Consider the following 24,254-nt stretch of genomic DNA (forward strand, 5'->3'; position numbering starts at 1 on the left):
CTTTTTTAAGTTTTCTTATCTCAAACCACAATTTGATATACCCCCCCCCCGTACCAATTATTATTAGCTCTTATTAAAGCTTCTCCTAATTTATAAGATAAATGTTCTTTAAATTTTAAAGCTTCCTCATAATCAGGATAAGATTCTAAAGGAGGTAATTTTAAAGAAGGATCTTTTTTGATTTTTTCCTCATAAATTTTTTGTTCTTGTTTATGTTTATCTTTTATATAAGATAAAACATAAGGCATTCTTATATAACCTAGTATGCTTTTTGAATTTTCTATCATAGCTTGACCTAGTTTATAAGAAAGTTGGTTTTGAATTCTTGCCTTAGCTGAATTGGAAAATTCTAATTTCATATTTGACAAAGACGAAACCAAATTAAAACTTTTGCTAATAACATTCAATAATTCCTTAACCAAAAAATTTACATCTGAATAAATATTTCCATAAGGTCTTAAATTTAAAGGAATGGCTATAGAATCACATGCAAGACGATAATTTTGCAAAGAGTGCATTAAAAATCTTATTGGTTGAACATTGATTGAAATTAATAATTGATCTTTAGGAACAATTTTATAATACTCTAAAACTTGCACTAATTGATTGAAAATACTTTTTTGTAACTCAATATCTTTAAAAATAATTTGGATATACAAGCTTTCTCTAACACATCCAGGTAAAACTAATCGAAAAAAGAATTTATTTTGAAAATATAGAGAATATATATCCAAAAAAGGTAAATCATGCAAAGAATTAATATATAATTTATATTGACTCAACTGATTAGCAAAAATTTTAGAAATATCGGGAAAAATATAAGATAAACTTTCTAAATTATACAGCATTGTATATAATTTAGAATTAGAAGTGATCGGCATATTTGTTTGCATTAGTTTTAACTTATCAACCCCATTATACTCTTCTACCCAAATTTTATTATTAATTAAATACTCTTGAAAAGCATAATTAAAAATAGGATTGCAAGCTTTATGATGAATAACAAAATGAATATGATTGCTATTTTGACTCACTCCAGGAAGGGTATTTACCAAAGAACTAATATCCTGACAAATTAAATTATATTTATATGCTAAAAGGCCAAAAACCATTTCGTCAGTTCCCGGAGCAAAATCCCATTTTTCTAAATTTTGTTTTTTATTCCACCGCATAGTAAGATAATTTTTCAAACATAGAAAACTTTCTCTTGTTAAATCATTATTGAATGTTTTTGATAATAATTTTCGATTTGCTACAATAAATCCACCAGCCAACATAAATATTTTATTTTGATCAATTGGCTTAGAATAATATTCGTTAACATATTCTTCAATTCGATTTGTGTACCAAAAGCATCCGGATAATTCTTGAGTTAAATAAATTGTATTTTTTATAGAACCAGTAATTAATTGATCTGGCTCTAGCCAAACCGCATAATCATACTCATTCAATAATTCAAAAAGATAATATCTCGTATAGATAAGATGAGTTTTAAAAAGCGGTAAATTCTCCGTTAAATATAAATTTTCTTTTCCAAAGTCTTTGGAAAATTGCTCATAGCTGTAATTTCTAAAAATAATTTTATCCGGCCAAATTGATTGAATTTTATTTTTTGTTGAATCATCGATATTATCATACATTACTATTATATTTGCAATAATATCTTCATTCCATCTTTTTAAACCTATGATTAAATTTGCCAACATAAAATCATAGTTTTGATCAGATGCTACTAAGATTGCAATTTTCTTTCTTTCCATTCTCTATACTCCTTTGCAATATAAAATATAAATGTAAAAGGCTTTCTTAAGATTAAATTTCCAATCCTATAAGTTAAATATTCCTTTATCTTTAAACTTTCTTTATAATCGGCATATTCATTTAAAGGAGTAAGTTTTAAATCTGGATTGAAATTTGATAAAAAATTATAAATATACTTTGAAATTTTATAATTAACAATCAAATAAATTATTATAAATGGTAAAATTATGATTCTAATTTTATTAATTTTAACTTTCAAAATTTCATCACCAATTCTAAAAGATAAATGAGATTTTATTCTTTTAACAGCTCCAATTTTTCTAGGAAAAGGGATGCTTTGCTGTACACCCTTAAATAAAATTTCCTCATAAAATTCAGTTTTAAAAGCATAATGCCAAAATTTTTCAGCATACATTACATTAGGATATTTCCAAGGTTTCTTAAAACCAGCCCAATGAATAATTTGGGGATTTGCAAAAGCTTCATTCTTTTGATCTTCATCGAAATAATTCTGAATAGGCATTACATTATAGATAGGTGACAAATATTTAATTTTTTTATGTAAAACTATATTTAAAGTATCTTGGTCCGGAAATTTTAAAATTTTTGAATACCTTTTAGAAACTGCAAATAATTTTTTTTCAATATTATCTTCTCTCCATTTTTTACAATTAATAATTGTAACTCCTGTATTAACATACAAATAATTATCCGGTAAAGGCAAATCTTTAACCCAAGAATTCTCTTTTAAGGGAGCTTGATCAATCACAGCTGCTATATAAAAATCATCAATATCAGTTTCCCATAATTTTGAAATATCTCCAATTGCTATCAAATCAACATCTAGAAAAATACACTTTTCTAGGTTAAAATTTAAAGAAGAAACTAAAAACCTATAATTAGTTTCTTTAGTAATATGCGCTTGAGAGCTTCTAGGTAGATGACCAAATAACTCTTGATCAATTTGAATAAATTGAATACTAAAATCTCTATCTATCTTTAAACTTGTAATTTTATCTTTATTATAATCAGATATTCCACCATCTATAATATAAAAACAAACCGAATATTTACTATTTAAATTATCAAGAATTGAAATTATACAAGTTGATAAATATCCCGCATAAGAATCATTTATAGTAAAAAAAATATGAATTTCTTGTTGATTATTATTCATTGCTCCTCTTTCTCATAAATATCATCAAATAATCCTTTTAATCCTACTGGATTTATAGATACAATCTGAATTTGTGGATAAAATTTATCTAATAATAATTTAATTTTTTTCCAAACTGGCACCAAATAACTTAAACTAAATTTTTCAGAGTAATAATCTTTATAAAAATGTCCTTCGACGCAATCACATCCAACTAAAAATATTTTCTGAGGATTAGCGTAGCAGGCAAATTGCAAAGCTGAAAAAACCACGCTATTAAAATCGCCAAAAGGCTCATGGGAAATATCATAAGCCCATACACCTTGCGAAAAATATTCCAAAACATAAGGAAAAACATTTGAATAACAAAACAAATCAGGATTATGCCTAAAATGAGTTTGATTATACAAAAATCTATCCGGTAATAAACCCAAAAAAACTTTACAGTCTGGATTATTTTCAATAAATCTTCTTAATTCAAAATCATTTTCTGGATACACCGCATCATTTATAAAAAGAAAATCTAATTTTATATTAAGCTTATAACTTCGATTTAAACCAATATGTATTGCTTTTTTTGGTTTTTTATATAATTTTGTAGAAGAGCCAGTGCCCACAATAACAATATCTTTATCTTTAAAAAAATTTTTATATTTTTTAAATATATCTAAATGAATTTGCGAAGCTTGAATATTTGTTTTTAAATTTAAAACATCTCTTTCTACTTTATTGAGTTTAGCTTCTAATTTATCAAGCTTAGATAAAACTTGGCTATTTATATTATTTTGAAAATGAAAAAATTGAAAATTATAATTATGCCTCAAATAAATCTTCAAAATTTTAAAAGGTAAAATTAAGTATCCACCCAAATACCATTTTTTATGTGCATCAACTATAGCTTTACCAATTTTATAACTTAAATGATTTTTCATTTTTAACACTTTATTATAATCTGGATATTGGTCCAATCTTGGTAAATTTATATTTTTTAGCTCTTTTTGTCTTTCCTTAAATGCTTTTTTTGCTTTAAATATCAAAAAAGGAAGTTGAATAATATTTTTAAGCGATCTTACTTTATGAGTTAAAATATAACCTATTTGATAAGAAAGTTGACTTTTAAAAATATTCTCAGCATTATATTTAATAAAAAAACTCAATTCAATAGCTTTTTTATAATCATTATTTAAAAGACTAAAAATAAACTCTCTTCTATATAAATTCAATAAATTATCCTCCGTAAAATACTTAAAAATAAAATTACAATCATTTCTTAAATCTTCAATAAAATCTCTCAATCTTTGAAAAAATTCTTTTTTATATTCTTTATCTATATTTGCAAAAAACCTAAATGAAGTTAATATGCAATTATAATACATCTCCTCTTTTAATAAATCATATTTGCCATATTTTTTCAAAATATTTTTAGTCTCTTCGCTTGAATCAATAACTGTTAATAATTTTGAATCAGTTCTGCTATTTGTAGAGGAAGCATCTGGATTATCAATCCTATAATGATAAAAACAAAAAGGAATATTTACCATCCTTTTAGCACAACAAACAATCTCTACCCAGTAAGGAAAATCACAATAATATCCAGAATTATTAAATTCTGGGAATCTTATATGACCCAATGTTTCCCTTTTATAAATTCTAGACCAAATAGAACTATGAAAAGTCATTAATTTTGTAAAATCTTTAATTGAATAAATAGTATTAAAAATTCTTAAATTTAAAAAAGGTTGATAAGGTACATTAGAAGAATCAGTATAATAAAAAAAGCCACTAAGACAAACATCAACTTGATTTTCTTTAGCCTTCTTGTATAATTCTTCATACATATCAGATTCAATCCAATCATCGCTTTCGACAAATCCTATATATTCTCCAGTAGCTAAATCCAATCCTGTATTATAAGCTGCTCCTAGACCAGCATTTTTTTTATGAACAACTTTAATTCTTTTATCTTTTAAAGCATATTCATCACATATTTTTCCACAACTGTCAGTGGAACCATCATTGATTAATATAATTTCAATATTTTCTAAAGTTTGTTTTACTATGCTATCTAAACATTGCCTTAAATATTTTTCTACATTATAAATAGGCACTATTATAGAAACAAAAGGCTTTTTTTTCATTTAATTTCCTTTGTTTTTGCAAATTTCAAAATTCTATCCACAGTTTTATCCATATCATAATATTTATAGTCCCCTAATCTTCCTAAAAAATATATATTTTTAAATTCATTTACCTCTTGTAAATATCTTTCATATAGTTTTTGATTTTCTTCATTAGGTATAGGATAATATCTTTCATTTTTTCCTTCTTCAAATTCGCAAGGATACTCATAAGAAAGTATTGTTTTTTCTGATTTCTCATCAAGATAATATTTATACTCAACGCTTCTTGTAAAATCAAAATTATTAGGATAATTCATTTGCGCACATGATTGCATATATTCTTTATCGTATTTTTCAAATTTGATATCTAAGCTTCTATAAGGCAACTTTCCAAATTTGTAATCAAAAAATTCATCAATAGCGCCCGTATAAAAAAGATTTTCATAGTCCAGCTCTTTTTTTGCCTCTTTAAAATCTACATTTAACCTAAGCTCTATTAAAGGATGATTAAGAATATTCTCTACCATCTTAGTATAACCTTCCTTAGGTATAGCCTGATAAGTATCTTGAAAATATCTATCATCTTTGCTAATGTATATAGGCACTCTAGCACTCACACTCGCATCAATATGTTCAGGATCAACACCCCATTGCTTACTTGTATAACCTAAAAAAACTTTTTTATAAATATATTCAGCTAGAAATTTTAAATCTTCATCTTTAGAATTTCGCAATTCTAAAATAGTGGTTTTTGTATCAAATTCATAGCATTTTAAAAGTTTTTCTTCTAAATTAAAAGCTATTTTTTTAGGAAAAACCTTATATAAGCTGTCCAAATTAAAAGGAATATTAACCTCTTTTCCATCAATATAAGCTCTGACTTTGTAAAAAAAATAATGCCACTTTGTAAAGCGACTTAAAAAATCCCAAACTTCTTTTATGCTTGTATGAAAAACATGAGGACCATATTTATGGATAGTGATATTGGTTTCTTGATCTTTATAATCATACACATTGCCACCGATATGATTTCTTCTATCGATTATTAAAACTTTTTCTTTTTTTTCCTCGGCTATCTTTCTTGCCAATACTGCACCACTTAAGCCGCTGCCAACGATTAAATTTTTTATTTTCTCCATTAAAATTTCCTATTTATTTCCCATTCCCAAGCTGTTTTGACAATATCTTTAATATCTTTATATTTTATTTCCCAGCCTAAAATTTCCTTTGCTTTTTTATTATCAGCAAATAATTTCGCAGGATCCCCTGCTCTTCTTGAGGCATACTTTATGGGACATTTTTTACCACTAACCTCCTCAGCTGCTTGTATAATCTCTTTTACACTAGTCCCCACCCCTGTTCCTAAATTGATACAACCACTATATTGACTTAAATTTTCTAAAGCCAAACGATGAGCACTAGCAAGATCTTCTATATGTATATAATCTCTTATGCATGTCCCATCTTCTGTATCATAATCCGTTCCAAAAACATTAATGCACTCTATTTCGCCCTTAATAGCTTTTAAAACAAGTGGGATAAGATGAGTTTCAGGATCATGACTTTCCCCTATATCTTCCATAGCTCCAGCTGCATTAAAATATCTTAAAGAAATATGTCTTAAACCATAAGCTATTTCATAATCTTTAAAAATCTGTTCCACCATAAGTTTAGTTCTACCATAAGCATTGATAGGATTTTGTGGATGATTTTCATCTATAGGGGTGTATTGCGGCTCTCCATAGGTTGCACAAGTGCTTGAAAAAACTATATTTTTAACATTATGCTCTAACATAACATTTAATAAATTTAAAGTCCCAATAATATTATTTTTATAATATTTTTGAGGATCAACAACACTTTCGCCCACATAAGCAAAAGCTGCAAAATGAATTACGGCATCTATTTTTTCATTTTTAAAAACTTGTTTTAAAGAATACAAATCCAATAAATCAGCATGGATAAATTTAGCTCTTTGATCGACCGCTTCTTTATGACCATAAATTAAATTATCAATAACAATACAATTATAACCATGATCTAAACAATGCTTAACAGTGCAAGATCCTATATAACCAGCTCCGCCGACAATTAAAAGGTTTTTCATCTTCCAACTCCGCTATACACAAATCCCGCTTCTAAAGCTTTTTCTTTATCCAATAAATTTCTAAAATCTAAAATTTTTTTATGTTTCATCAAGCTAGAAATTTGATTTAAGTCAAGTTCCCTAAATTCTTTCCATTCTGTTAAAATAACAAGCAAGCTACTATCTTTTATAGCTTCATAAGCATCTTTTGCATATTTTATTTGATCTTTTAAAATACTTTTAGCTAATTCCATAGCCTTTGGATCATAAGCATGAATTTTAACACCCTCTTTTAAAAGTTTAGAAACAATTTCTACAGCTGGAGATTCCCTACAATCATCTGTACCATCTTTAAAAGCAAGTCCTAAAATGGCAACTTGATCGTTTTTTAAATCATCGATGTAAGATAAGATTTTTTGAGCGATTTTGTCTTTTCTTTCTTCATTGCCTTTAATCGCAGAATCAATTAAACTCAAATTAACATCATTTTTCTTACCCATAAAAGCCATGGCTTGAGTATCTTTAGGAAAACAAGAACCACCGTATCCTGGGCCTGGATTTAAAAATCTATTTCCTATTCTATTATCAAGTCCCATACCTTTTGCGACCTCTAAGATATCAGCTCCTGTTTTTTCACAAAAATCTGCCATCTCATTGATATAATGAATTTTTATCGCTAAAAAAGCATTAGAAGCATATTTGATTGTTTCAGAAGATCTTCTATTAACAAATAAAATTTGACTCTTATTTTTAAATGGGGCGTATAATTCTTCTATAACTTTTTTAGGTTTTTGAGAATTTAATCCCACTACAATACGATCAGGATTGAAAAAATCATACACCGCAAAACCTTCTCTTAAAAATTCCGGTAAAGAAATAACATCAAATTGAGCTTTTGGATTTTCTTGCAAAAGAATTTTTTCTATCTCATCGCCTGTACCCACTGGAACTGTTGATTTTGTTGCTATTACAGCATAATGATCTAAATTTTTTGCGATATCTCTTACAGCAGCATAGATATACTTTAAATCAGCTTCTTTTGTTAATGGATGCGGAGGAGTTCCAACGGCAATAAGAATCAAATCAGCATTTTTCAAACCCTCTTTAATAGAAGTAGTAAATTTTAATTTCTTGTTTTCTAAATTTCTTAAAAAAATCTCTTCTAATCCTTCTTCATAAAGAGTGATTTTTCCATTATTTAATTCATTGATTTTTTTCCCATCTATATCAACACAAATCACATTATTTCCAAGCTCTGCAAAACAAGCACCACTTGGAAGTCCTACATAACCCGTTCCAATAATACATATATTCATCGATTAACCCCTAAATTCATGAATGCAAGTTTTAAAATATTCTATAGTTTTATCCAAACCCTCATCTAATTTTATTTTTGGTTCCCATTGGAATTTATCTTTTGCTAGAGTAATATCAGGACGCCTTTGCGTTGGATCATCTAAAGGTAGATCTTTATAAATAATTTGTGATTTTGAATCTATTTTTTCTATAACTTTTTGAGCAAGTTCTTTGATGGTAAATTCACCTGGGTTTCCTGTATTGATCGGACCGGTAAATTCTTTATCGCTATTCATAACTTTTATCATAATATCGATAAGATCATCAATATAACAAAACGATCTTGTTTGAGTGCCATCCCCATAAACAGTGATATCTTTGCCACTTAAAGCTTGACAAATAAAATTACTCACAACCCTACCATCATTAGGATCCATATTTGGCCCATAGGTGTTAAAAATTCTAATCACTTTTATGTCAACATTTTCATGTCTATGATAATCAAACATCAAACTTTCTGCACACCTTTTTCCCTCATCATAGCAAGCTCTAATGCCTATAGGATTTACATTTCCTCTATAACTTTCGCTTTGGGGATGCATAATCGGATCGCCATATACTTCAGAAGTTGAACCTTGTAAAATAGTTGAATTATGTTTTTTTGCAAGCTCAAGCATATTTAAAATTCCAAGTACGCAAGTTTTAGTTGTTTTTATGGCATATTTACCTTGATAAGCTGGCGGAGAAGCTGGACAGGCGAGATTGTAAATTTGATCTATTTTTTCACCAATTTCTAAAATGTCACAAATATCATGTTTGATAAATGTAAAATTTGGATTTTCTAATAATTTTTTTATATTACTCATTCTTCCTGTATAGTTATTATCAACACATATAACCTTATCACCATTTTCAATGAGTCTTTGGCATAAATTAGATCCGACAAAACCACTTCCGCCAGTTACCAATATCGTTTTCATTTTTTCCTCCAAAAAAGTACTATTTTGCATAAAAATTTCCCTAATCTATAAGAAAGATGTTTTTTTATCTTTTGGACATCAAAATCGTGTTTATTCTCTAGAAATTGAATAGAAAATTCTCTTATATAATTTTGATTTTTTTTAACTTGCGAATTATATCTTTTTATAACTTCATTTACGTTGAAAATATTATTTTTTAATATTAAATAGCCTATTTGATATTCTAAAGAATTTCTGATAAATTCTTCTTTGCTGATTTGATATTTTAAAAAATAATTTTTATAAATCTTTAAAATTTCAATCAAATTATAAGGATCTTTTGTTAGAAATAATACCCTTAAAGCCTTGCTTAACACCTGACTTAAAAACACTTTTTCAACCTTTTCATAGTTGTTTAAAGATAAAAAATCAACCATATGTGATAAAGTAAAAGCCCAATTCATAGCTAATTGATAATTTTTAAATTCATAAATATCATCTCGAAATTCCTGAAATAAATCGTATAAATAAGATGTTTTATCTATATGAAATTTATTTTGATGGCTTACACTATTTTTTCTTACTCTATAGTGATACTTTTTTTGAGGATATATATAAATTTTTTCAATGGATGAAAATAAACAAATTCCAAAATGATGATCTTCATGTATGATTTTATCGATAAATTTTAATTTAGATCGCAAAAGTGATTTAAATTCGATCATTCCTTGCCATGCAAACCAAAATAAATATTTTTTTTTCTCGCAAATTTCAAGCCAATCTTTTGTAGAAATAATTTCTTCATTTTTACAATCTAAAACCTCCATTTCTGTTTTAAATTGTTTTTTAAAATTACTCTCTATTTCTGGTTGAAAATCAAACCAAACTACATTAGCCCCTTCCATTCTAGGGACACATTCTTCTATACAGTTTAATTCCCAATAATCATCACTATCTAAAAAGATAATATAATCTATATCAGGGGTTTTAAAATTTAAAAGTTCATTTTCATTTTTAAAGAATTTAGAACTTTTATAGACTTTATATATTTCATTATTTCCTTCTATGCCAAATTCTATTAAAAAATTTTCTTTAATATCATTAGTGATATTTTTAAGTTCATATTCTTTATTGAAATATTCTATGCCTACATTTTTTGCGCTACTATGTCCGCCATTTTTTTTATCAAATAAAATAAATCTTTCATCTTTTAAGGTATATTCTTTAGCAATGTTTAATGAATTTTCATCAGTACTTCCATCATTGACTAAAACAACTTGTAAGTTTTTATAAGTTTGATTAATAACGCTGTCTAAACATTCTTTCAAATAATCTTGTACATTATATATTGGTATAACTACGCCAACTGTTTTGCTTTGCATATTTTCCTTTTATATCTTAAAAAGATTTTTTTAAATTTGTCAAAAACACTATTTATTTTTTTACAATATAAATTTGGATCATAAGTAATTTGTTTTAAAATTTTTAAATCATTTTGACCAAACAAAGATAAATTTTCTTTTGATACCTGAAAAAAATCATTGGCCATTTTTTTTAAAAAATCTAATCTATATTTTTTTTCAATTCTATATAAATTCCAAATATAAATTTTAAATTTAGCATAATAAAAAATGTTTCTAAGCTGATCGTTATCACTAATAATATTTTGCTCTATAAAATCACATTCATCACAAACACAATAAACTTTTTCTTTATTATTTGAAGATGAATTTATATTATCTTCTCTATAATAATAAAAAGCTTCATTATGAAAATATATTTTTTTATAAAAACAACACAACCAAAACCACAAACCAAAATCTTGATAAGATGCTCCAAAAGTTTCATTAGCTTTAATGTTATTTTTTCTAACAAAGTCTATATTAAAAATAGAACTTTGATTCATATTCCATGTTTTTTTAATAATAATATCACGATCATTTTCATTTAAAATTTTATTATATAAATTTTTATCATTAGAGATATATTTATAAGTATATTTCCTTCCAAAAAAAGATCTTTTAAAACTTAAAATATCAGCTTTAACGATATCTACCTTATATTGCGTTATCAAAGTGTATAATTTTTCACACATATTATTTGCAATATAATCATCACTTTCAACTATGCAAAAATAATCTCCTTGTGCATGTTCTATCCCTAAATTTAACTGATATCCAAGGCTTTTTTTTTTCGAAATAATTAACTTTACATGATTGTATTTTTTTGAAATATTTCTCAAAAATTCTAAAGTTCCATCGTTAGAATTAGCATCAACACATATTATCTCTAATTCTAAAAAAGTTTGATTTAAAATTGAATCTATGCACTCTTTAATATATTTGATATTATTATATACTGGAACAATAATACTAATTTTAGGTTTCATTTATTTTCTTTAAAAAAATTTTAATTTTTCTATAAAGTTTGGTGTGTGAAAATTTCACCAGAAAAAAATTGAAAAAATTGAAAAAATTATTTTTAGTTCGAATTTCATATAAGTACTGACTATAAACTAAAGAAGTTAAAGGTATATTTTTTTTATCAAAATTTATTTTAATGTCATTAGGTATATTATCATAAAAAGATTTTATTTGACTTTTTTTTAAATTTGCTAAATTTGTATAAAATTTTTTATGATTTTTGTGTCTATTTGACATGTAATTATTTTGATTTGGCTCTTCATGATAAAAATGAAACATATAAATTCCATGAAAGCTCATCTCATAACCAAACAAAGAAAACCATGCTCTAAAACCTCTAAAACTACTTATATTCCAATTTCCTTCATCATAACAAAGAGCTTTTGGAGTTTTTTCACACGTTGCTGAATAAAAAATTAATCTTGCTAAAAAATCAAAATCTTCGTAACTATGCCCTATAAATTCTTCACTATAACCGCCCAGATTTAAAAAGTTATATTTATTAACAATAGTAGCACTTGAAACAAAGGAATAAAAATGAACCAAGCTCCTTCTCCCGCTAATTAAATCTTGCTTAACAATATCATCCCATAATTTTTCCTCTTCTTTATAAATTTTATCACTTCCCTCTTTGGTTAAATACACCACAGGTAAGACTAAAAATTCATTAATGCATTGTGCAATATTTTTAATCTTAATAAGATTTAAAATCTTTTCTAAAGAAAAGGGACTAACATAACAATCAACATCTAAAAACATAATCACTTGAGCATTTGCAAAACAAGCACCTAAATTTCTACATTTTCCTTGAGAAAAAAAATCTTTTTGAGATTCATCTTTTAAATAAATATGACCATTTTCTTCTATAATTTGCTTTAGATTATTTTCTAATGAAGAATAACCCTCAACAAAAATATATTCTATTTTTTCATCACTCTTTAAGCGAGTAGCTTTGTTTATAACTCTATCTTGTATATAAGCTCTTTCCTTACTTAAGCCAAAAGGGATGATTATAGATAAAATGGGGGACATTAAATTACACATTTCCTATGGCATAAAGCTGGATGATTCCTACTACTTTACCCTCTTTTCCTACAACAATTTCTTTAATCTTATGTTTTAACATCAATTCTTCAGCCTCACTTGCCATAGCATCCGCATCGATAACTTTTGGATTGTCACTCATAATCTCTTTTGCTTTAAAATCAAATCTTGGCTTATCACTCATTTTTAAAGCTCGACGTAAATCCCCATCGGTAATGATTCCAACCAGCTTCTCATTTTCTATAACAACACAAAGTCCAAGTTTTCCGCTTGTCATCACATTGACAAGATCATTAAATTCAGTATCTGGATGTACAATAGGAAGATTTTTTGAAACCATAAGATCTTTTACCTTTGTCAAAAGCTTACGTCCCAAGCTTCCACCTGGGTGAAAAAGGGCAAAATCATCGGGTTTAAAATTTTTCATTTTCATCAAAACAGCCGCTAAAGCATCACCCATTACTAATGTTGCCGTTGTTGAAGACATAGGGGCAAGTTTAAGAGGACAAGCCTCTTTTTTAACCGAAATATCCAAACAAACATCAGCTTGCCTTGCTAGAGTGGAATTTAAATTACCCGTCATTGCTATAAGAGTGATTTTTCTTCTTTTAATAACAGGGATTATTTTTAAAAGCTCTTCGGTTTCACCTGAATTTGAAATAGCGATTAAAACATCTTCTGGAGTCATCATACCAAGATCGCCATGCAAAGCTTCTCCAGGATGGATAAAAAAACTAGGGGTTCCCGTACTAGCTAAAGTCGCTGCGATTTTAGCACCTATATGGCCTGATTTTCCCATACCGCTAACTATACATCTTCCCTTAGCTTGAAAAATGAATTTAATCGCTTGATTAAAATCTTCATTCAAATGAGAAGCCAAATCAAATATAGACTCGGCTTCTATTTTAAAAACTTCTTTTGCAATTTCAATCGCTTCCATAAAAACAACCTTTAGAGATTTAAGACAACATTTGTTGCAACGGCAATTTGATAAAGAATTTGAGTTAGCATACTAAAGATTTGCAAATTCTCGCTTTCAACTTTAGGTAAAACTAAGATGGAATCCCCTGGATGCATTGTAATATTTCCATTAAATTTTTCAGCCTTACCATTGCTACGTATAACTAAAACCTTAGAAGTATCAGCTCTTTCTCCATAACCTCCAGCAAGATTGATATAATATTTCAAATCTTTACCCTTGTCAAAAACAAAAGCACCTGGCAAAGAGACTTCACCTTGAACGATTACAAGATTGTTTTTACTTGGAACATTGATCACATCCCCATCTTCTAAAATCACGGATTTGTAAGATTTTGGATTATCAATAACGATTTGTCCTTTAGGCTCAACCTGCTTAGCCCTTTGGATAAATTCAAGAATCAATTTTGCCTGTTCAGCTCTAATAGCAGCACCTTGAGAGGTAACCGAAGTGCTTGTTAAGGCTAAGGTTTCTAGTTCTTTAAGTTGAGCATTGATGAGTTCTTTTTGAGTTTTGGCAACAGATTTTCTAAAAACCTGTAAAGCATTAACATTGGATTGATCATTAAACATAATAAGCCTTGAAACATCCTCTAAAGTTGTTCCTTTTTTAACCACCAAATTTTTAAGCCCACTATGTTCACCGCTTACAGTGATCGTGATATTTTTAGAGATATATTCTGGATTAAATTGCACCTCATCGCCGGTTTGCAATAAAACTTTAGAAAATTGCATTTTATTATAAGCGCTGACATTGAGTTTATGATCCTCTCCATAGCTTTTAACTACAGCATTGGTTACTATAGGTTTTGCTCCTGCTACACGCGCCAAATCACTTAAAGTCTTAATATCATTTGAAAGTTCAAAGCGAAAAGGTCTTTGCACATCCCCACTTACAAAGGCATAATTTTGCACATTACCCACTAAAATAACATCCCCGCTTCTAAAAGGAAAAAGATCCATTTGACCCTTAAGCAAGAAATTATATAAATCTATATTTTTAATCACTTGATTGTTTCTTAAAATTTCAATATCTCTAAAACTTCCATATTCTAAATTAATCCCACCTGCTTTATCAAGATATTGTATCACAGAATCTGAACTTAATCCTTGATAAAGTCCTGGAGAATTTACACTTCCTGTTACAAAAACAGAAACATTTTGATAGGCGTTCATATCGGCATAAACAAAAACATTGCTTTTATAAATCCTATTAACATGAGCTTTAATCACACTCACTAAAGCACTATTTTTTACACCCAATAAATTAACAGCACCCACTTTTGGGATAAAAATATTACCTTGAGAATCCACAACAAGTACACGCTCAAATTCAACAGCACCCCAAATTTTTAAACTGATTTGATCGCCTACTGCAATTTTATAATCAGGATTATAAACTCTTTGAGTATAATTTTTAAAATTCCCATTAAAAAGATGTGCACCAAAAACAGGAATTGTATCATCATCCGTTTTTACTGTATTTTCTTGTTGAAATTTGGAATTACTTGTGCTTATATTTTTATCTGATATGAAATTAGCATTTTCATTTTCAACTGCAGTGATTTGAGAAACATCCACTGAACCAAAAGCAAAAACAAAAGAAAATAAAAATAAAACAATCTTTTTCATCTAATACTTATGCTCCTCCATAATCATTTTAGCAAATTTAATAATGCCATATAATAAAGATAAAACCATAAAGGCTGTTAAGATATCATAAATTCTTTCAGGATATTTTGCAATTTGAGGCTTAGTAGGACTTTGGATTACAACAAGTTGCTTAATCTTTCTTGCCGCCTCAATTCTTGCACTTTCATAAGCCTTTAAAGCTGATTCATAAGCTTTTTGAGTAAAATTTGCCTCTATGGTCAAATCTTGAAATTTGGCAGCAAGATTATTTAATTTTTGTGAAGGATTATTAGCTGAAATTTTAGACTTTTCTTTTAATAATTGTTTTTTTAAAGCTACAATTTCAGCCTTTAAGGTTACAATCTCGGGTGCTGCATCATTCATATAACTTTGTAAGCTTAAAAGCTTAGCTTCTTTTTGAGCTAAATTAGCCTCAATTTCTGAAATCAATTTTGCTTTGCTTTCAGCTTGTTTTAAAGGATCAAAAACTCCGTATTTATTTTGAAAAGCGATTAAATCATTTTGCGCTTTTTGAAATTTGTCTTTAAATTTTAAAACTTCACTTTCAGCAAAAGCCATTTGATCTCTTGCTGATTTATGAGAAATTTCATTAACAAATTTTTCACTTTCTTCCATAATAGTTTTAGCGATCAAATAAGAAGATTCTGGAGTAAAACCCTCTACTTCAACGCTTAATAATCCAGTTTCATTATCGGTATGAATTTTAATACGACTTTGGTAATATTTTAAAAAAGCCTCATTGGAACTTGATTGCCATAATTTATAAAATAAATCCAAATGTTGTTCATTATAAAGTTTTTTAAGCTGAATTTTTTGATCTAGAATTTTTAACATATCAGAAGAATGAATATAGCCTTTAAGATATTTTATATCTTCACTAGCAGTAGAATTTGAAGAAAGCAAGGATAAAATGCCATTAGCTTGAGCGCTTGCTCCACTTGTAGCTCTAACATCTAAAATCATAGTGGTTACATAACGAGGTGCAGCGATAAATACATAATAAATCACTACAAAAATCATCAAAAACCAAACAATTTTAAAAGAATCAAAAATACTCAAATCTTTAATTTTTCCCATAAATGCTTTTTTTTCTTTCATTAAGCTCTTCCTTGATAAACCGCTATTCCTTCATCAACATCATCATAAACAGTCGCTTTTCCATTTTCCATAAAAATAATTTTATCACACCATTCTTTAATTTCAGCTACGTTATGTGAAACCATAATCACTTTTGATTGGCTAAGTCTTTCTTTATAAAGTTTTACACTTTTTTCTCTAAAGGAAGGATCACCCACCGCACCTGCTTCATCGATTAAGTAATAATCAAAATCAAAAGCCATGCTAAGCCCAAAAGCAATTCTAGCACTCATTCCAGAAGAATAAGTTTTCATCGGCTCATCAAAAAATTTTCCAAGCTCAGCAAAATCTTCTACAAATTGCACTTTTTCTTGTAATTTTTTTCCTCTATAGCCATAAACTCTTGCTACAAATTTAGCATTATCTCTTGCAGTAAGCGAACCTTGAAAGGCTCCACTTAAACCTAAAGGCCAAGATAGTTTTTTATTGGTGATTATCTTGCCGCTATCTGGAAGCTCAGATCCGCTTAAAAGCCTCATTAAGGTTGATTTACCAGCTCCATTTCTGCCCATTAAACCTATGCTACAATTTTCAGGAAATTCAAAGGTAAAATCTTTAAAAACATAATGCCTTCCACCACTAAATAAAGGGTAAGATTTTGTTAAATTTAGAATTTTTATCATTGTTTTTTTACCGCTGTTAAAGCTTGTCTATTATGATAATAAAAAAATAAACCAATAAAAAGTATTATACCGATACAAAACATAGGATAAAAATAGTTATATTCATCATTTAAAGGATAATTTTCAAAAAAATTATATCTTAAAAGTTCCATAATATGAAGCAAAGGATTATAAGAAAATAAATTCAATAAAGATCTGGGCATAAGCCAAGTTGGAAAAATAACACCTGAAGTCCAATAAAAAATAATACTATAATAAGCTAGTAATGTTCTTAAGGGCTCAACAAAATGCCAAATAATAGCAAAACAAATCCCTAAAGAAAAACCTGAACAAAAAAGTAAAAATATACAAAAAGAAACGTCCAAAAAATTTTTTGGTATCACTTCTAGATGAAAAAACCAACCTGCAAAAAATAAAACAACAATAAAAATCACAAAATATATACAAAACTCAAGCAAAGCCCTCGCAATAAAAACATGTATAGGCTTAACAGGCTTGTAAGCAAACAAAGCTAAATTTGCCCCTATACCGTTCATAAGCTGATTCACTATACTTCTAAACATAAAATACGGAACAATTCCAGAAATAACAAACATAAAAATAGAAATCCCTTCAGGCATAACCTGATGGTGATATTCTCTAATTAGAGTAACAATTGTAGTAATAACCAAAACCACACTCATAGGTTCACCCACAACCCAAAGATAACCCAAATGCCTATTAGTGCCAAATCTGGTTTTTAGCTCTCTAAAAAAAAGTGCATAAATTACATTTAACATTTGATTTTATACCACCAATTTTTACTTAAAAATTATAATATTAACTCATTTTGTTAAATAATGAAAGATTTTTTAGAAAATTCTATTTTTTTAGCAAGACCTAAAGTATTGTCTGTTAATTTAACCCAAATGATTTCAAGGATATAAATTTTAGCTTTTTTATCAAGCCTAGCAAAAGAAAATTTAGAAAAATATATTTTCTCTTGTTCTTTACTTGCTCTTTTAAATTCAGCTTTGGCTTGAATCCCTTTTAAAAAAGCGATTTTATTTTCTTTGGCAATATTTACAGCAACGCTAGAATTTTTAAAAGCTAATTGAATATGTTTTGTATTTTCATGAGAAGCGATTATGAAAGCAAGATTTTTTTCATCAAAAGCATAAAAAGCACTAGCGGTATAAACTCCTATATCATCGATTATAGACCATGATAAAAGTTTTTCATTTTTTATAAAATTTAAAATTTTTTCATCCATAATTAAAATTATACTCAACAAAATTTAAAATCAGCCGATATAATATAATAATCAAAAAAATAATAAGGAGTTGGTTATGCAAATTGATGCGAGTAAAAATCAAAGTTTTTCTATGGACTATACCACTAAAAGTGGTAAGCATTTAAGTCTTTCAATGTATGATAATCAAAGTTTAAATTATAATGATAAAGACGGCAAACAATTAAGCTTAAAGCATCAATATGGATTTAGCTTTACTTTTGAAGGTTCTAAATTAACCCAAAATGATATGAATGAAATCAAAAATGCCATGAAAGATGTAGAACCTATGTTAAATAACTTCTTAGCTAATTCAAAAGTAGGAGAATTAAAACCTAAAGAACTTATTCAAACCGCAATGCAAATTGCCGATGTTTTACCAGCTCCAAAAGATGAAAATCATAAAAATGCTATCGCAAGCAATTTAACTAATAGACTAGATAGCTTATTAAAACAAAATCAAACCAACAATAAAGATACAAATGCATCCATGCTAGAAGATAGCAAAAAGCTCTTAGATGAAGTTTTAGAGCAAATGAAAAAACAGCTTGAAAAACAACAAGAACAAAACAATAAAGAAAATAAAGAAAAAGATGGTTTAAATCTTTACGCTTAAAAAGGTTGATCATGCAAAATGTGCAAATTGTAGAAAATATGCTTAAACTCCAGCAAAAATTAAATGATGAAACCAACGGTATTGGTTGGGAGGAAGGCTATACTAAAGAAGGAAAATTGATCAGTTGGAGACGTTGTATTTATATGGAATGCGCTGAACTCATCGATTCTTTTGCTTGGAAACATTGGAAAAATATTTCAGAACCGACAAATTGGGAAAATGTACGTATAGAAATCGTAGATATTTGGCATTTTATTTTAAGTTTGCTTCTTGAAAATAAAAAACAAGATTTTCACCTTTTTGCTACAGAAATTGCTTCTGTAAGTGTATTTCAAGATTTTTGCAAAGAAGAAAATAAACCGAGCGAAAATCAAAGTGAAATTTATGGTATTTTAAACGATATAGAGCTTATTATCCATAAATGCAGTGGCTTTGACTTTGATTTGGGTGAGTTATTATCTGTTTATTTTACTCTAGCAATCAAATGCGGTCTTAATTTAAATAGTCTTTATCAAATTTACATAGGAAAAAATGTCCTTAACGCCTTTAGACAAGATCATGGTTATAAAAATGGCACTTATATAAAAAATTGGAATGGTAAAGAAGATAATGAAGTTTTAAATGAAATTTTAAAAACAGAAATCGATTATGAAAAAATTTATAATCATCTTGAAGAAGAATACAAAAAAGTCTCTCCATGCAAATTTTAAAACTTTCTTTACAAGATTTTTTTTCGCTTAAATTTTTAAAATTTTCCCTCATCCCTCTTGCTTGTAGTCTTTTATTTATGAGTATTTTAGGGATCTTTGGTTTTTCATTTTTAACCAATTATTTTCACTCTTTATTTAGCGTTAGCGAGGATTCTTTTTGGGCTTGGTTTTATGCTTTTCATGTAGTTCAAGTATTGCTTACTGTGATAAGCTTTTTATTTTCAGGCTTTATTGTTGTTTTTGCTTCTGTTTTTCTTGCTCTTTTTATCACCTCTTTTCTAACCCCTTTTATTGTTAAAGAAATCAATAGAAAATATTATCATTATAGCCTTGAAGAAGAAGTTGGCTCCCTTAGAGTATTTTTTGAAATTTTTAAAATATTTATAAAATTTGGCTTCTTTTTTATACTTTGTACCTTAGCTTTATTTTTGCCTTTTGTCAATCTTTTTATTTATTATTTTGTTTTTTACTATCTTTTTCATAAACTATTGATTTTAGATGTAACAAGTTCGGTTTTAGATCAGCAAAATTTTAAAAGTTTTAATGCCAAATTTTCTCCTTTTGAGTTTAAATTTAGCACCTTATGTTTTTATGTCCTTTCTTCTGTGCCATTTTTAGGACTTTTTTTTCAAGTATTTTTTGTGATTTTCTTAACCCATTTAAGCTATCAAAAAATTTTAAAACTTAAAGCTTGAAATTTCAATATTATGATTATAAAGATAAGCTCTTAATAATCTTGGAATTTTAGCTTTTCTACACTCCTCTTTAAAATTTTTTGGAAGTTTTTCACAAAGCTCGTAATTAAAAACGAAAGCTTTATCATCCTTATAAGCTATAGCGATTTTTCCACTGATAACACAATCGCTTTTTAGCATTTGCACTCTTTGTTTAGCACTTGGAACAACCTTTTGAATTTTCAATGCTTTTGCGATCATGCTTTCTTCTTTGGGGCAAACTAAAATCCCTTTAAAATTTTGTATTTTTTCAAAATCATAAATTTTTTGCTGATCTTTACTTAGATAATCAAAACTTCTTTTCAAACCTTTAGAAAATTTTTCAACAAAAGAATTAGAAAATTCTTTTCTTATATAGTTTCTAAAGTATTTTACATCGTCATTGCTTTCATCATTAAAATAAAAAATTTTATTCTCTTTTAAAAAATTTAAAATTTCATTCTTGCTTACGCAAAGCAAAGGCCTTACAATGCAATATTTTTCATGCTTTTCAATTTCATTCATTCCTAAAATCTCTGCCAAACCTGCTCCTCGAGAAAGCTGCATTAAAAACCATTCAAATTGATCGTTAAGATGATGAGCTAAAATAAGATGATTATAAGAATTTTCAAGGCAAATTTGATGAAAAAAATCATAGCGAAAATCCCTAGCTTCTTTTTCAAAATTGCCTTTAAATTTGGGGGCAGTTTTTATAAAAATTTGTTTTTGAAATTTTAAAGCAAGTTTTTTAGCTTCATTTTCTTCTTTATCGCTATTTATCCTAGTTTTATAATTAATCAAAGCTAGATCAAATGAAATATCATTTTGTATTAAAAAATAAAAAAGCGCACTTGAATCACTCCCGTAAGAAAAAGCGAGTAAATTTTTACCCTTTTTTAATAATTCTAAAATTTCATGCTTAATCTGCATCGATTTTTCTTAAAGCCTTAGCGATTAATTTTTTATCCAAGCTTTGAGTGATCTCACACTCATAAATTTGTCCCATTTCCAAATCACCGCACTCACTTTCATTGATAAGAATTTCTCCATCAATTTCTCTATCCCATCTTAAATCTTTTCCTGCGATGAAAAAAGCTCCCTCACTACTTTCCCCAGTACAAACCACCAAACGCTTTTTACCCACTTCTTTTTCAAAACTTTTCTCTAAAACCTTATCGATAATTTTTTCGATTTTTTTAAGACGAGCATTGATTGTTTTAAAAGGAATTTGCTCCATATCAAAAGCTGCCGTATCTTCTTCTTTAGAATAAGCAAAAACACTCACTCTATCAAAGCCAAAATTTTGGACAAAATCACAAAGCTCTTCAAAATCCGCATCACTTTCTCCAGGATGTCCCACAATAAAACCCGTGCGCAAAAAACTATCAGGTGCATTTTTCATTAAAGTGAGCATTTCTTTAAGTTTTTTTTGCCCAGCCCCACGCTTCATAATTTTAAGCATAGAATCGCTAATATGCTGCAAAGGCATATCAAAATAATTCACAAAAATTTTAGAAGCTATAATGCGTTTGATTAAAGCCTCACTCGCACTCGTTGGATAAAGATATAAAATTCTAGCTGCTCTTACACCCTTTATTTTTTCTATCTCATCGATTAAGCGTATAAGTCCATCTTTTTCGCCTTTGTCAAATAAATAAGAACTCGTATCTTGCGCGATAAATGAAAAATCCTTATAGCCTTTTTGCACCAAATCCCTAACTTCAGCAACAATGCTTGAAATTTCTCTTGATTTTAACTTGCCTTTAAAGCTTGGTATAGCGCAAAATGAACATTTTTGATTGCATCCTTCTGCTATTTTTATGAAAGCGTGGAAGTTAGAACCCGTGATTACTCTTTTTGTGTTTTCATTTTGCAAATACGTCGAAGAAGAAAATAAATTCGTTTTTTTAAGTATCATTTCATCGATTCTTTCATAATCAGCCACACCGGTAAAAAGATCAACTTCGGGCAATTCTTTCATCAATTCTTCTTGATAACGCTGCATCAAACAGCCCGTAACCACTAAAAGTGAATCTTTTTTTCTTTGCTCATGCAAATTTAAAATCGCATTAATACTTTCTTTTTTAGCACTTTCTATAAAACCACAAGTATTGACAATCAAAACATCTGCCATACTTGGATCATCACACAATTCATAAGCACTAAGACGTCCTAGCATGATCTCGCTATCGACTAAATTTTTATTACAACCTAAAGACATTAGATAAAGTTTTGACATATTTCTCACTTTTTAAATTTGAATTTTCATTTTTTTTTTTTTTGATAAAATAAGTTTTTTAAAATTATAACAAAAAACTTCAAGGAATTTCTTATGGAAAATGTGGTTTTGCTTGGCGGAAGTACATGCTCTATGATTAATGGTTTGCAAAAAGGATTGGAAGAAGGTATAGAAAAAATCAATCAGAATAATCACGTAAAACTAAAATTTTATAATTTTTCTCTAGGGGCCTCTGATTCTAGCCAAAGAATTTTTTCAATCTATAAAAATAATAATATTATAAATAAAGCTTTCATGGTTATAGTAAGTATCAATACAAATGAATATGATATGTTTGGAGTTTATAATTTTTCTATAAAAACATTGAAAAAAAATCTAGAAATTTTATGTAAAATTTTAGCAAATTTAAACTCAAAAATTATTTTTATAATCCAACCCCTATCAACACAATCTAATGAAGATAAATTAGATATAATTAACAAAATAATAAAAAATAAAATCTATCATTATAATTTTAACTATATAGATATGCAACAATATTATAATAAAAAAAATGTCAACGAATTCTTTAAAACAAATGATCCGTATCATCAATTACCCACTATAATGAGAATTTTAGGAAAAAATATTATAGAAAATATCAATCATTTTCAAAATAATCAATTAAAACAAAAATATGTAATACCAAATTTTATCATAAAGTCTCCTACGGAATTATTTCAACTAAATACACCCTTAGAAAGTAAGAAATTAGAAAATTCTTTATTTAATGAAATTATTTATAAACTTGATGATCAAACAAAACTTCAATTTAAACCAGAATTTAAAAATTATTGCATTATAGGAATTGCCACATGCAATTTCTTTGAGTCAGCTTACAATTGCTTTTCAAGTTTTACTTTAGAAAATAAAACAACAAAAATTGTCAAAGGTATTAAATCTCACTATTATCTTTTTCATACCTTAGAAAAAGAATTTATCATCGATGAAAATAGTTTTATCTTTTTTAATCAAAACAACGAAGCTCTAACAAAACCAAGTGTGTGGATTTACAAAGATACATATATTAACAGTATTCATCATTGCGGTTTATCTTATTTTTTATTAGCTAATTTTGAAAAACTAGATAAAAAAATAACTTCTACTGACAAAAAAATAAATGTTTCAAAAAAATATAATTTTACACATTTAATTCCTGCTGTGGAAGATTATAAATCTATCATCGAAGAATATAATCAGAGAATAGATCCTATAAAACTAACGCCTTTGCAAAATCAAATCAATACTTTAAATACTCAAATATCTAATTTAACCGATGAAAATATCCAAATGAAAGGTTTAATAGATAAAAAATATAATTTAGAAATTTTAAATTTAGAACAAGACCTAATAATTAAAAAACTAGAAAGTAAAAAGTTAGCTAAATCTTTAGGAATTAAAATGGATATTATTAATCCTAAAGTAACTTTT

Annotated in this window: 22 protein-coding genes; 4 read left to right on the forward strand and 18 right to left on the reverse strand. The window is 27.6% G+C overall.

Annotated elements, in window-relative coordinates:
• Positions 1-20: 20 nt before the first annotated feature.
• From CQA75_RS04185 to CQA75_RS04260, 16 genes are read right to left on the reverse strand one after another with little or no spacing between them, the layout of a single operon-like run.
• The gene (locus tag CQA75_RS04185; protein ID WP_246023747.1) at positions 21-1,760 is read right to left on the reverse strand and encodes a hypothetical protein; all 1,740 of its coding nucleotides are present in this window, start codon (positions 1,758-1,760) and stop codon (positions 21-23) included.
• A complete protein-coding gene (locus CQA75_RS04190) occupies positions 1,733-2,938 on the reverse strand; it encodes a glycosyltransferase family 8 protein (RefSeq protein WP_137623800.1) in 1,206 nt (401 codons plus the stop codon). Before CQA75_RS04190 ends, CQA75_RS04185 begins: the two co-directional genes overlap by 28 nt.
• Entirely contained in the window at positions 2,935-5,055 is a 2,121-nt protein-coding gene (locus CQA75_RS04195; protein ID WP_137623801.1) for a glycosyltransferase family 2 protein, read from the reverse strand. Before CQA75_RS04195 ends, CQA75_RS04190 begins: the two co-directional genes overlap by 4 nt.
• Complete coding sequence (gene glf, locus CQA75_RS04200; RefSeq protein WP_137623802.1) at positions 5,052-6,176, reverse strand: UDP-galactopyranose mutase; 1,125 nt, start codon at positions 6,174-6,176, stop codon at positions 5,052-5,054. Before glf ends, CQA75_RS04195 begins: the two co-directional genes overlap by 4 nt.
• Positions 6,176-7,144, reverse strand: a complete 969-nt coding sequence (gene galE / locus CQA75_RS04205; protein WP_137623803.1) for a UDP-glucose 4-epimerase GalE — start codon at positions 7,142-7,144, stop codon at positions 6,176-6,178. The genes glf and galE overlap by 1 nt, the downstream gene beginning before the upstream one ends.
• Positions 7,141-8,439, reverse strand: coding sequence for a UDP-glucose dehydrogenase family protein (locus CQA75_RS04210; RefSeq protein WP_137623804.1), 1,299 nt, complete (start codon positions 8,437-8,439; stop codon positions 7,141-7,143). The genes galE and CQA75_RS04210 overlap by 4 nt, the downstream gene beginning before the upstream one ends.
• Before the next feature lie 3 nt (positions 8,440-8,442).
• Positions 8,443-9,399: a UDP-glucuronic acid decarboxylase family protein gene (locus tag CQA75_RS04215; protein WP_137623819.1), complete on the reverse strand. Its 957-nt coding sequence runs from the start codon at positions 9,397-9,399 to the stop codon at positions 8,443-8,445.
• The gene (locus CQA75_RS04220) at positions 9,396-10,760 is read right to left on the reverse strand and encodes a glycosyltransferase family 2 protein (protein WP_137623805.1); all 1,365 of its coding nucleotides are present in this window, start codon (positions 10,758-10,760) and stop codon (positions 9,396-9,398) included. The genes CQA75_RS04215 and CQA75_RS04220 overlap by 4 nt, the downstream gene beginning before the upstream one ends.
• A complete protein-coding gene (locus CQA75_RS04225) occupies positions 10,736-11,767 on the reverse strand; it encodes a glycosyltransferase family 2 protein (RefSeq protein WP_137623806.1) in 1,032 nt (343 codons plus the stop codon). Before CQA75_RS04225 ends, CQA75_RS04220 begins: the two co-directional genes overlap by 25 nt.
• Entirely contained in the window at positions 11,757-12,833 is a 1,077-nt protein-coding gene (locus CQA75_RS04230; protein WP_137623807.1) for a glycosyltransferase, read from the reverse strand. Before CQA75_RS04230 ends, CQA75_RS04225 begins: the two co-directional genes overlap by 11 nt.
• 4 nt (positions 12,834-12,837) lie before the next feature.
• Positions 12,838-13,785, reverse strand: coding sequence for a KpsF/GutQ family sugar-phosphate isomerase (locus CQA75_RS04235; protein ID WP_137623808.1), 948 nt, complete (start codon positions 13,783-13,785; stop codon positions 12,838-12,840).
• 11 nt (positions 13,786-13,796) lie between these two features.
• The gene (locus tag CQA75_RS04240) at positions 13,797-15,455 is read right to left on the reverse strand and encodes a polysaccharide biosynthesis/export family protein (RefSeq protein ID WP_137623809.1); all 1,659 of its coding nucleotides are present in this window, start codon (positions 15,453-15,455) and stop codon (positions 13,797-13,799) included.
• Positions 15,456-16,574: a capsule biosynthesis protein gene (locus CQA75_RS04245; RefSeq protein WP_137623810.1), complete on the reverse strand. Its 1,119-nt coding sequence runs from the start codon at positions 16,572-16,574 to the stop codon at positions 15,456-15,458.
• Positions 16,574-17,236 carry an ABC transporter ATP-binding protein gene (locus tag CQA75_RS04250; protein WP_137623811.1) on the reverse strand — a complete coding sequence of 221 codons (663 nt, stop codon included), beginning with the start codon at positions 17,234-17,236 and terminating at the stop codon, positions 16,574-16,576. The genes CQA75_RS04245 and CQA75_RS04250 overlap by 1 nt, the downstream gene beginning before the upstream one ends.
• The gene (kpsM, locus tag CQA75_RS04255; protein ID WP_137623812.1) at positions 17,233-18,015 is read right to left on the reverse strand and encodes a capsule polysaccharide transporter KpsM; all 783 of its coding nucleotides are present in this window, start codon (positions 18,013-18,015) and stop codon (positions 17,233-17,235) included. The genes CQA75_RS04250 and kpsM overlap by 4 nt, the downstream gene beginning before the upstream one ends.
• Positions 18,016-18,068: 53 nt before the next feature.
• Entirely contained in the window at positions 18,069-18,488 is a 420-nt protein-coding gene (locus tag CQA75_RS04260; RefSeq protein WP_137623820.1) for a hypothetical protein, read from the reverse strand.
• A 76-nt stretch (positions 18,489-18,564) separates the two neighbouring features.
• On the opposite strand from CQA75_RS04260, the gene ciaI reads away from it, so the two are divergent.
• Genes ciaI through CQA75_RS04275 form a run of 3 tightly spaced genes read left to right on the forward strand, consistent with a single transcriptional unit; the run spans position 18,565 to position 20,527 of the window.
• Positions 18,565-19,122: an intracellular survival protein CiaI gene (gene ciaI, locus CQA75_RS04265; RefSeq protein WP_137623813.1), complete on the forward strand. Its 558-nt coding sequence runs from the start codon at positions 18,565-18,567 to the stop codon at positions 19,120-19,122.
• Positions 19,123-19,133: 11 nt separating this feature from the next.
• A complete protein-coding gene (dut, locus tag CQA75_RS04270; RefSeq protein WP_137623814.1) occupies positions 19,134-19,832 on the forward strand; it encodes a dUTPase in 699 nt (232 codons plus the stop codon).
• A complete protein-coding gene (locus CQA75_RS04275; protein WP_137623815.1) occupies positions 19,820-20,527 on the forward strand; it encodes an EI24 domain-containing protein in 708 nt (235 codons plus the stop codon). Before dut ends, CQA75_RS04275 begins: the two co-directional genes overlap by 13 nt.
• Here the strand turns inward: CQA75_RS04275 and tilS are convergent.
• Entirely contained in the window at positions 20,510-21,475 is a 966-nt protein-coding gene (gene tilS, locus CQA75_RS04280) for a tRNA lysidine(34) synthetase TilS (RefSeq protein ID WP_137623816.1), read from the reverse strand. The two genes, CQA75_RS04275 and tilS, sit on opposite strands and share 18 nt — an antisense overlap.
• Positions 21,465-22,784, reverse strand: a complete 1,320-nt coding sequence (rimO, locus tag CQA75_RS04285) for a 30S ribosomal protein S12 methylthiotransferase RimO (RefSeq protein WP_137623817.1) — start codon at positions 22,782-22,784, stop codon at positions 21,465-21,467. The genes tilS and rimO overlap by 11 nt, the downstream gene beginning before the upstream one ends.
• Before the next feature lie 93 nt (positions 22,785-22,877).
• On the opposite strand from rimO, the gene CQA75_RS09150 reads away from it, so the two are divergent.
• Positions 22,878-24,254 (forward strand): glycosyl transferase (locus CQA75_RS09150; protein ID WP_171000079.1); only part of this gene is annotated, 1,377 nt, incomplete at its 3' end.

The organism is Campylobacter taeniopygiae (genome assembly GCF_005406225.1).
GTDB classification, from domain to species: Bacteria; Campylobacterota; Campylobacteria; order Campylobacterales; family Campylobacteraceae; genus Campylobacter_D; species Campylobacter_D taeniopygiae.

Coding starts and splice junctions, on each gene's coding strand:
- CQA75_RS04260 (WP_137623820.1), bottom strand. CDS start 18,488: ATGGATGAAAAAATTTTAAATTTTATAAAAAATGAAAAACTTTTATCA.
- CQA75_RS04220 (WP_137623805.1), bottom strand. CDS start 10,760: ATGCAAAGCAAAACAGTTGGCGTAGTTATACCAATATATAATGTACAA.
- CQA75_RS04225 (WP_137623806.1), bottom strand. CDS start 11,767: ATGAAACCTAAAATTAGTATTATTGTTCCAGTATATAATAATATCAAA.
- kpsM (WP_137623812.1), bottom strand. CDS start 18,015: ATGTTAAATGTAATTTATGCACTTTTTTTTAGAGAGCTAAAAACCAGA.
- tilS (WP_137623816.1), bottom strand. CDS start 21,475: ATGCAGATTAAGCATGAAATTTTAGAATTATTAAAAAAGGGTAAAAAT.
- CQA75_RS04210 (WP_137623804.1), bottom strand. CDS start 8,439: ATGAATATATGTATTATTGGAACGGGTTATGTAGGACTTCCAAGTGGT.
- rimO (WP_137623817.1), bottom strand. CDS start 22,784: ATGTCAAAACTTTATCTAATGTCTTTAGGTTGTAATAAAAATTTAGTC.
- CQA75_RS04215 (WP_137623819.1), bottom strand. CDS start 9,399: ATGAAAACGATATTGGTAACTGGCGGAAGTGGTTTTGTCGGATCTAAT.
- galE (WP_137623803.1), bottom strand. CDS start 7,144: ATGAAAAACCTTTTAATTGTCGGCGGAGCTGGTTATATAGGATCTTGC.
- CQA75_RS04245 (WP_137623810.1), bottom strand. CDS start 16,574: ATGAAAGAAAAAAAAGCATTTATGGGAAAAATTAAAGATTTGAGTATT.
- CQA75_RS04235 (WP_137623808.1), bottom strand. CDS start 13,785: ATGGAAGCGATTGAAATTGCAAAAGAAGTTTTTAAAATAGAAGCCGAG.
- dut (WP_137623814.1), top strand. CDS start 19,134: ATGCAAAATGTGCAAATTGTAGAAAATATGCTTAAACTCCAGCAAAAA.
- CQA75_RS04240 (WP_137623809.1), bottom strand. CDS start 15,455: ATGAAAAAGATTGTTTTATTTTTATTTTCTTTTGTTTTTGCTTTTGGT.
- CQA75_RS04275 (WP_137623815.1), top strand. CDS start 19,820: ATGCAAATTTTAAAACTTTCTTTACAAGATTTTTTTTCGCTTAAATTT.
- CQA75_RS04190 (WP_137623800.1), bottom strand. CDS start 2,938: ATGAATAATAATCAACAAGAAATTCATATTTTTTTTACTATAAATGAT.
- CQA75_RS04230 (WP_137623807.1), bottom strand. CDS start 12,833: ATGTCCCCCATTTTATCTATAATCATCCCTTTTGGCTTAAGTAAGGAA.
- CQA75_RS04185 (WP_246023747.1), bottom strand. CDS start 1,760: ATGGAAAGAAAGAAAATTGCAATCTTAGTAGCATCTGATCAAAACTAT.
- ciaI (WP_137623813.1), top strand. CDS start 18,565: ATGCAAATTGATGCGAGTAAAAATCAAAGTTTTTCTATGGACTATACC.
- glf (WP_137623802.1), bottom strand. CDS start 6,176: ATGGAGAAAATAAAAAATTTAATCGTTGGCAGCGGCTTAAGTGGTGCA.
- CQA75_RS04195 (WP_137623801.1), bottom strand. CDS start 5,055: ATGAAAAAAAAGCCTTTTGTTTCTATAATAGTGCCTATTTATAATGTA.
- CQA75_RS04250 (WP_137623811.1), bottom strand. CDS start 17,236: ATGATAAAAATTCTAAATTTAACAAAATCTTACCCTTTATTTAGTGGT.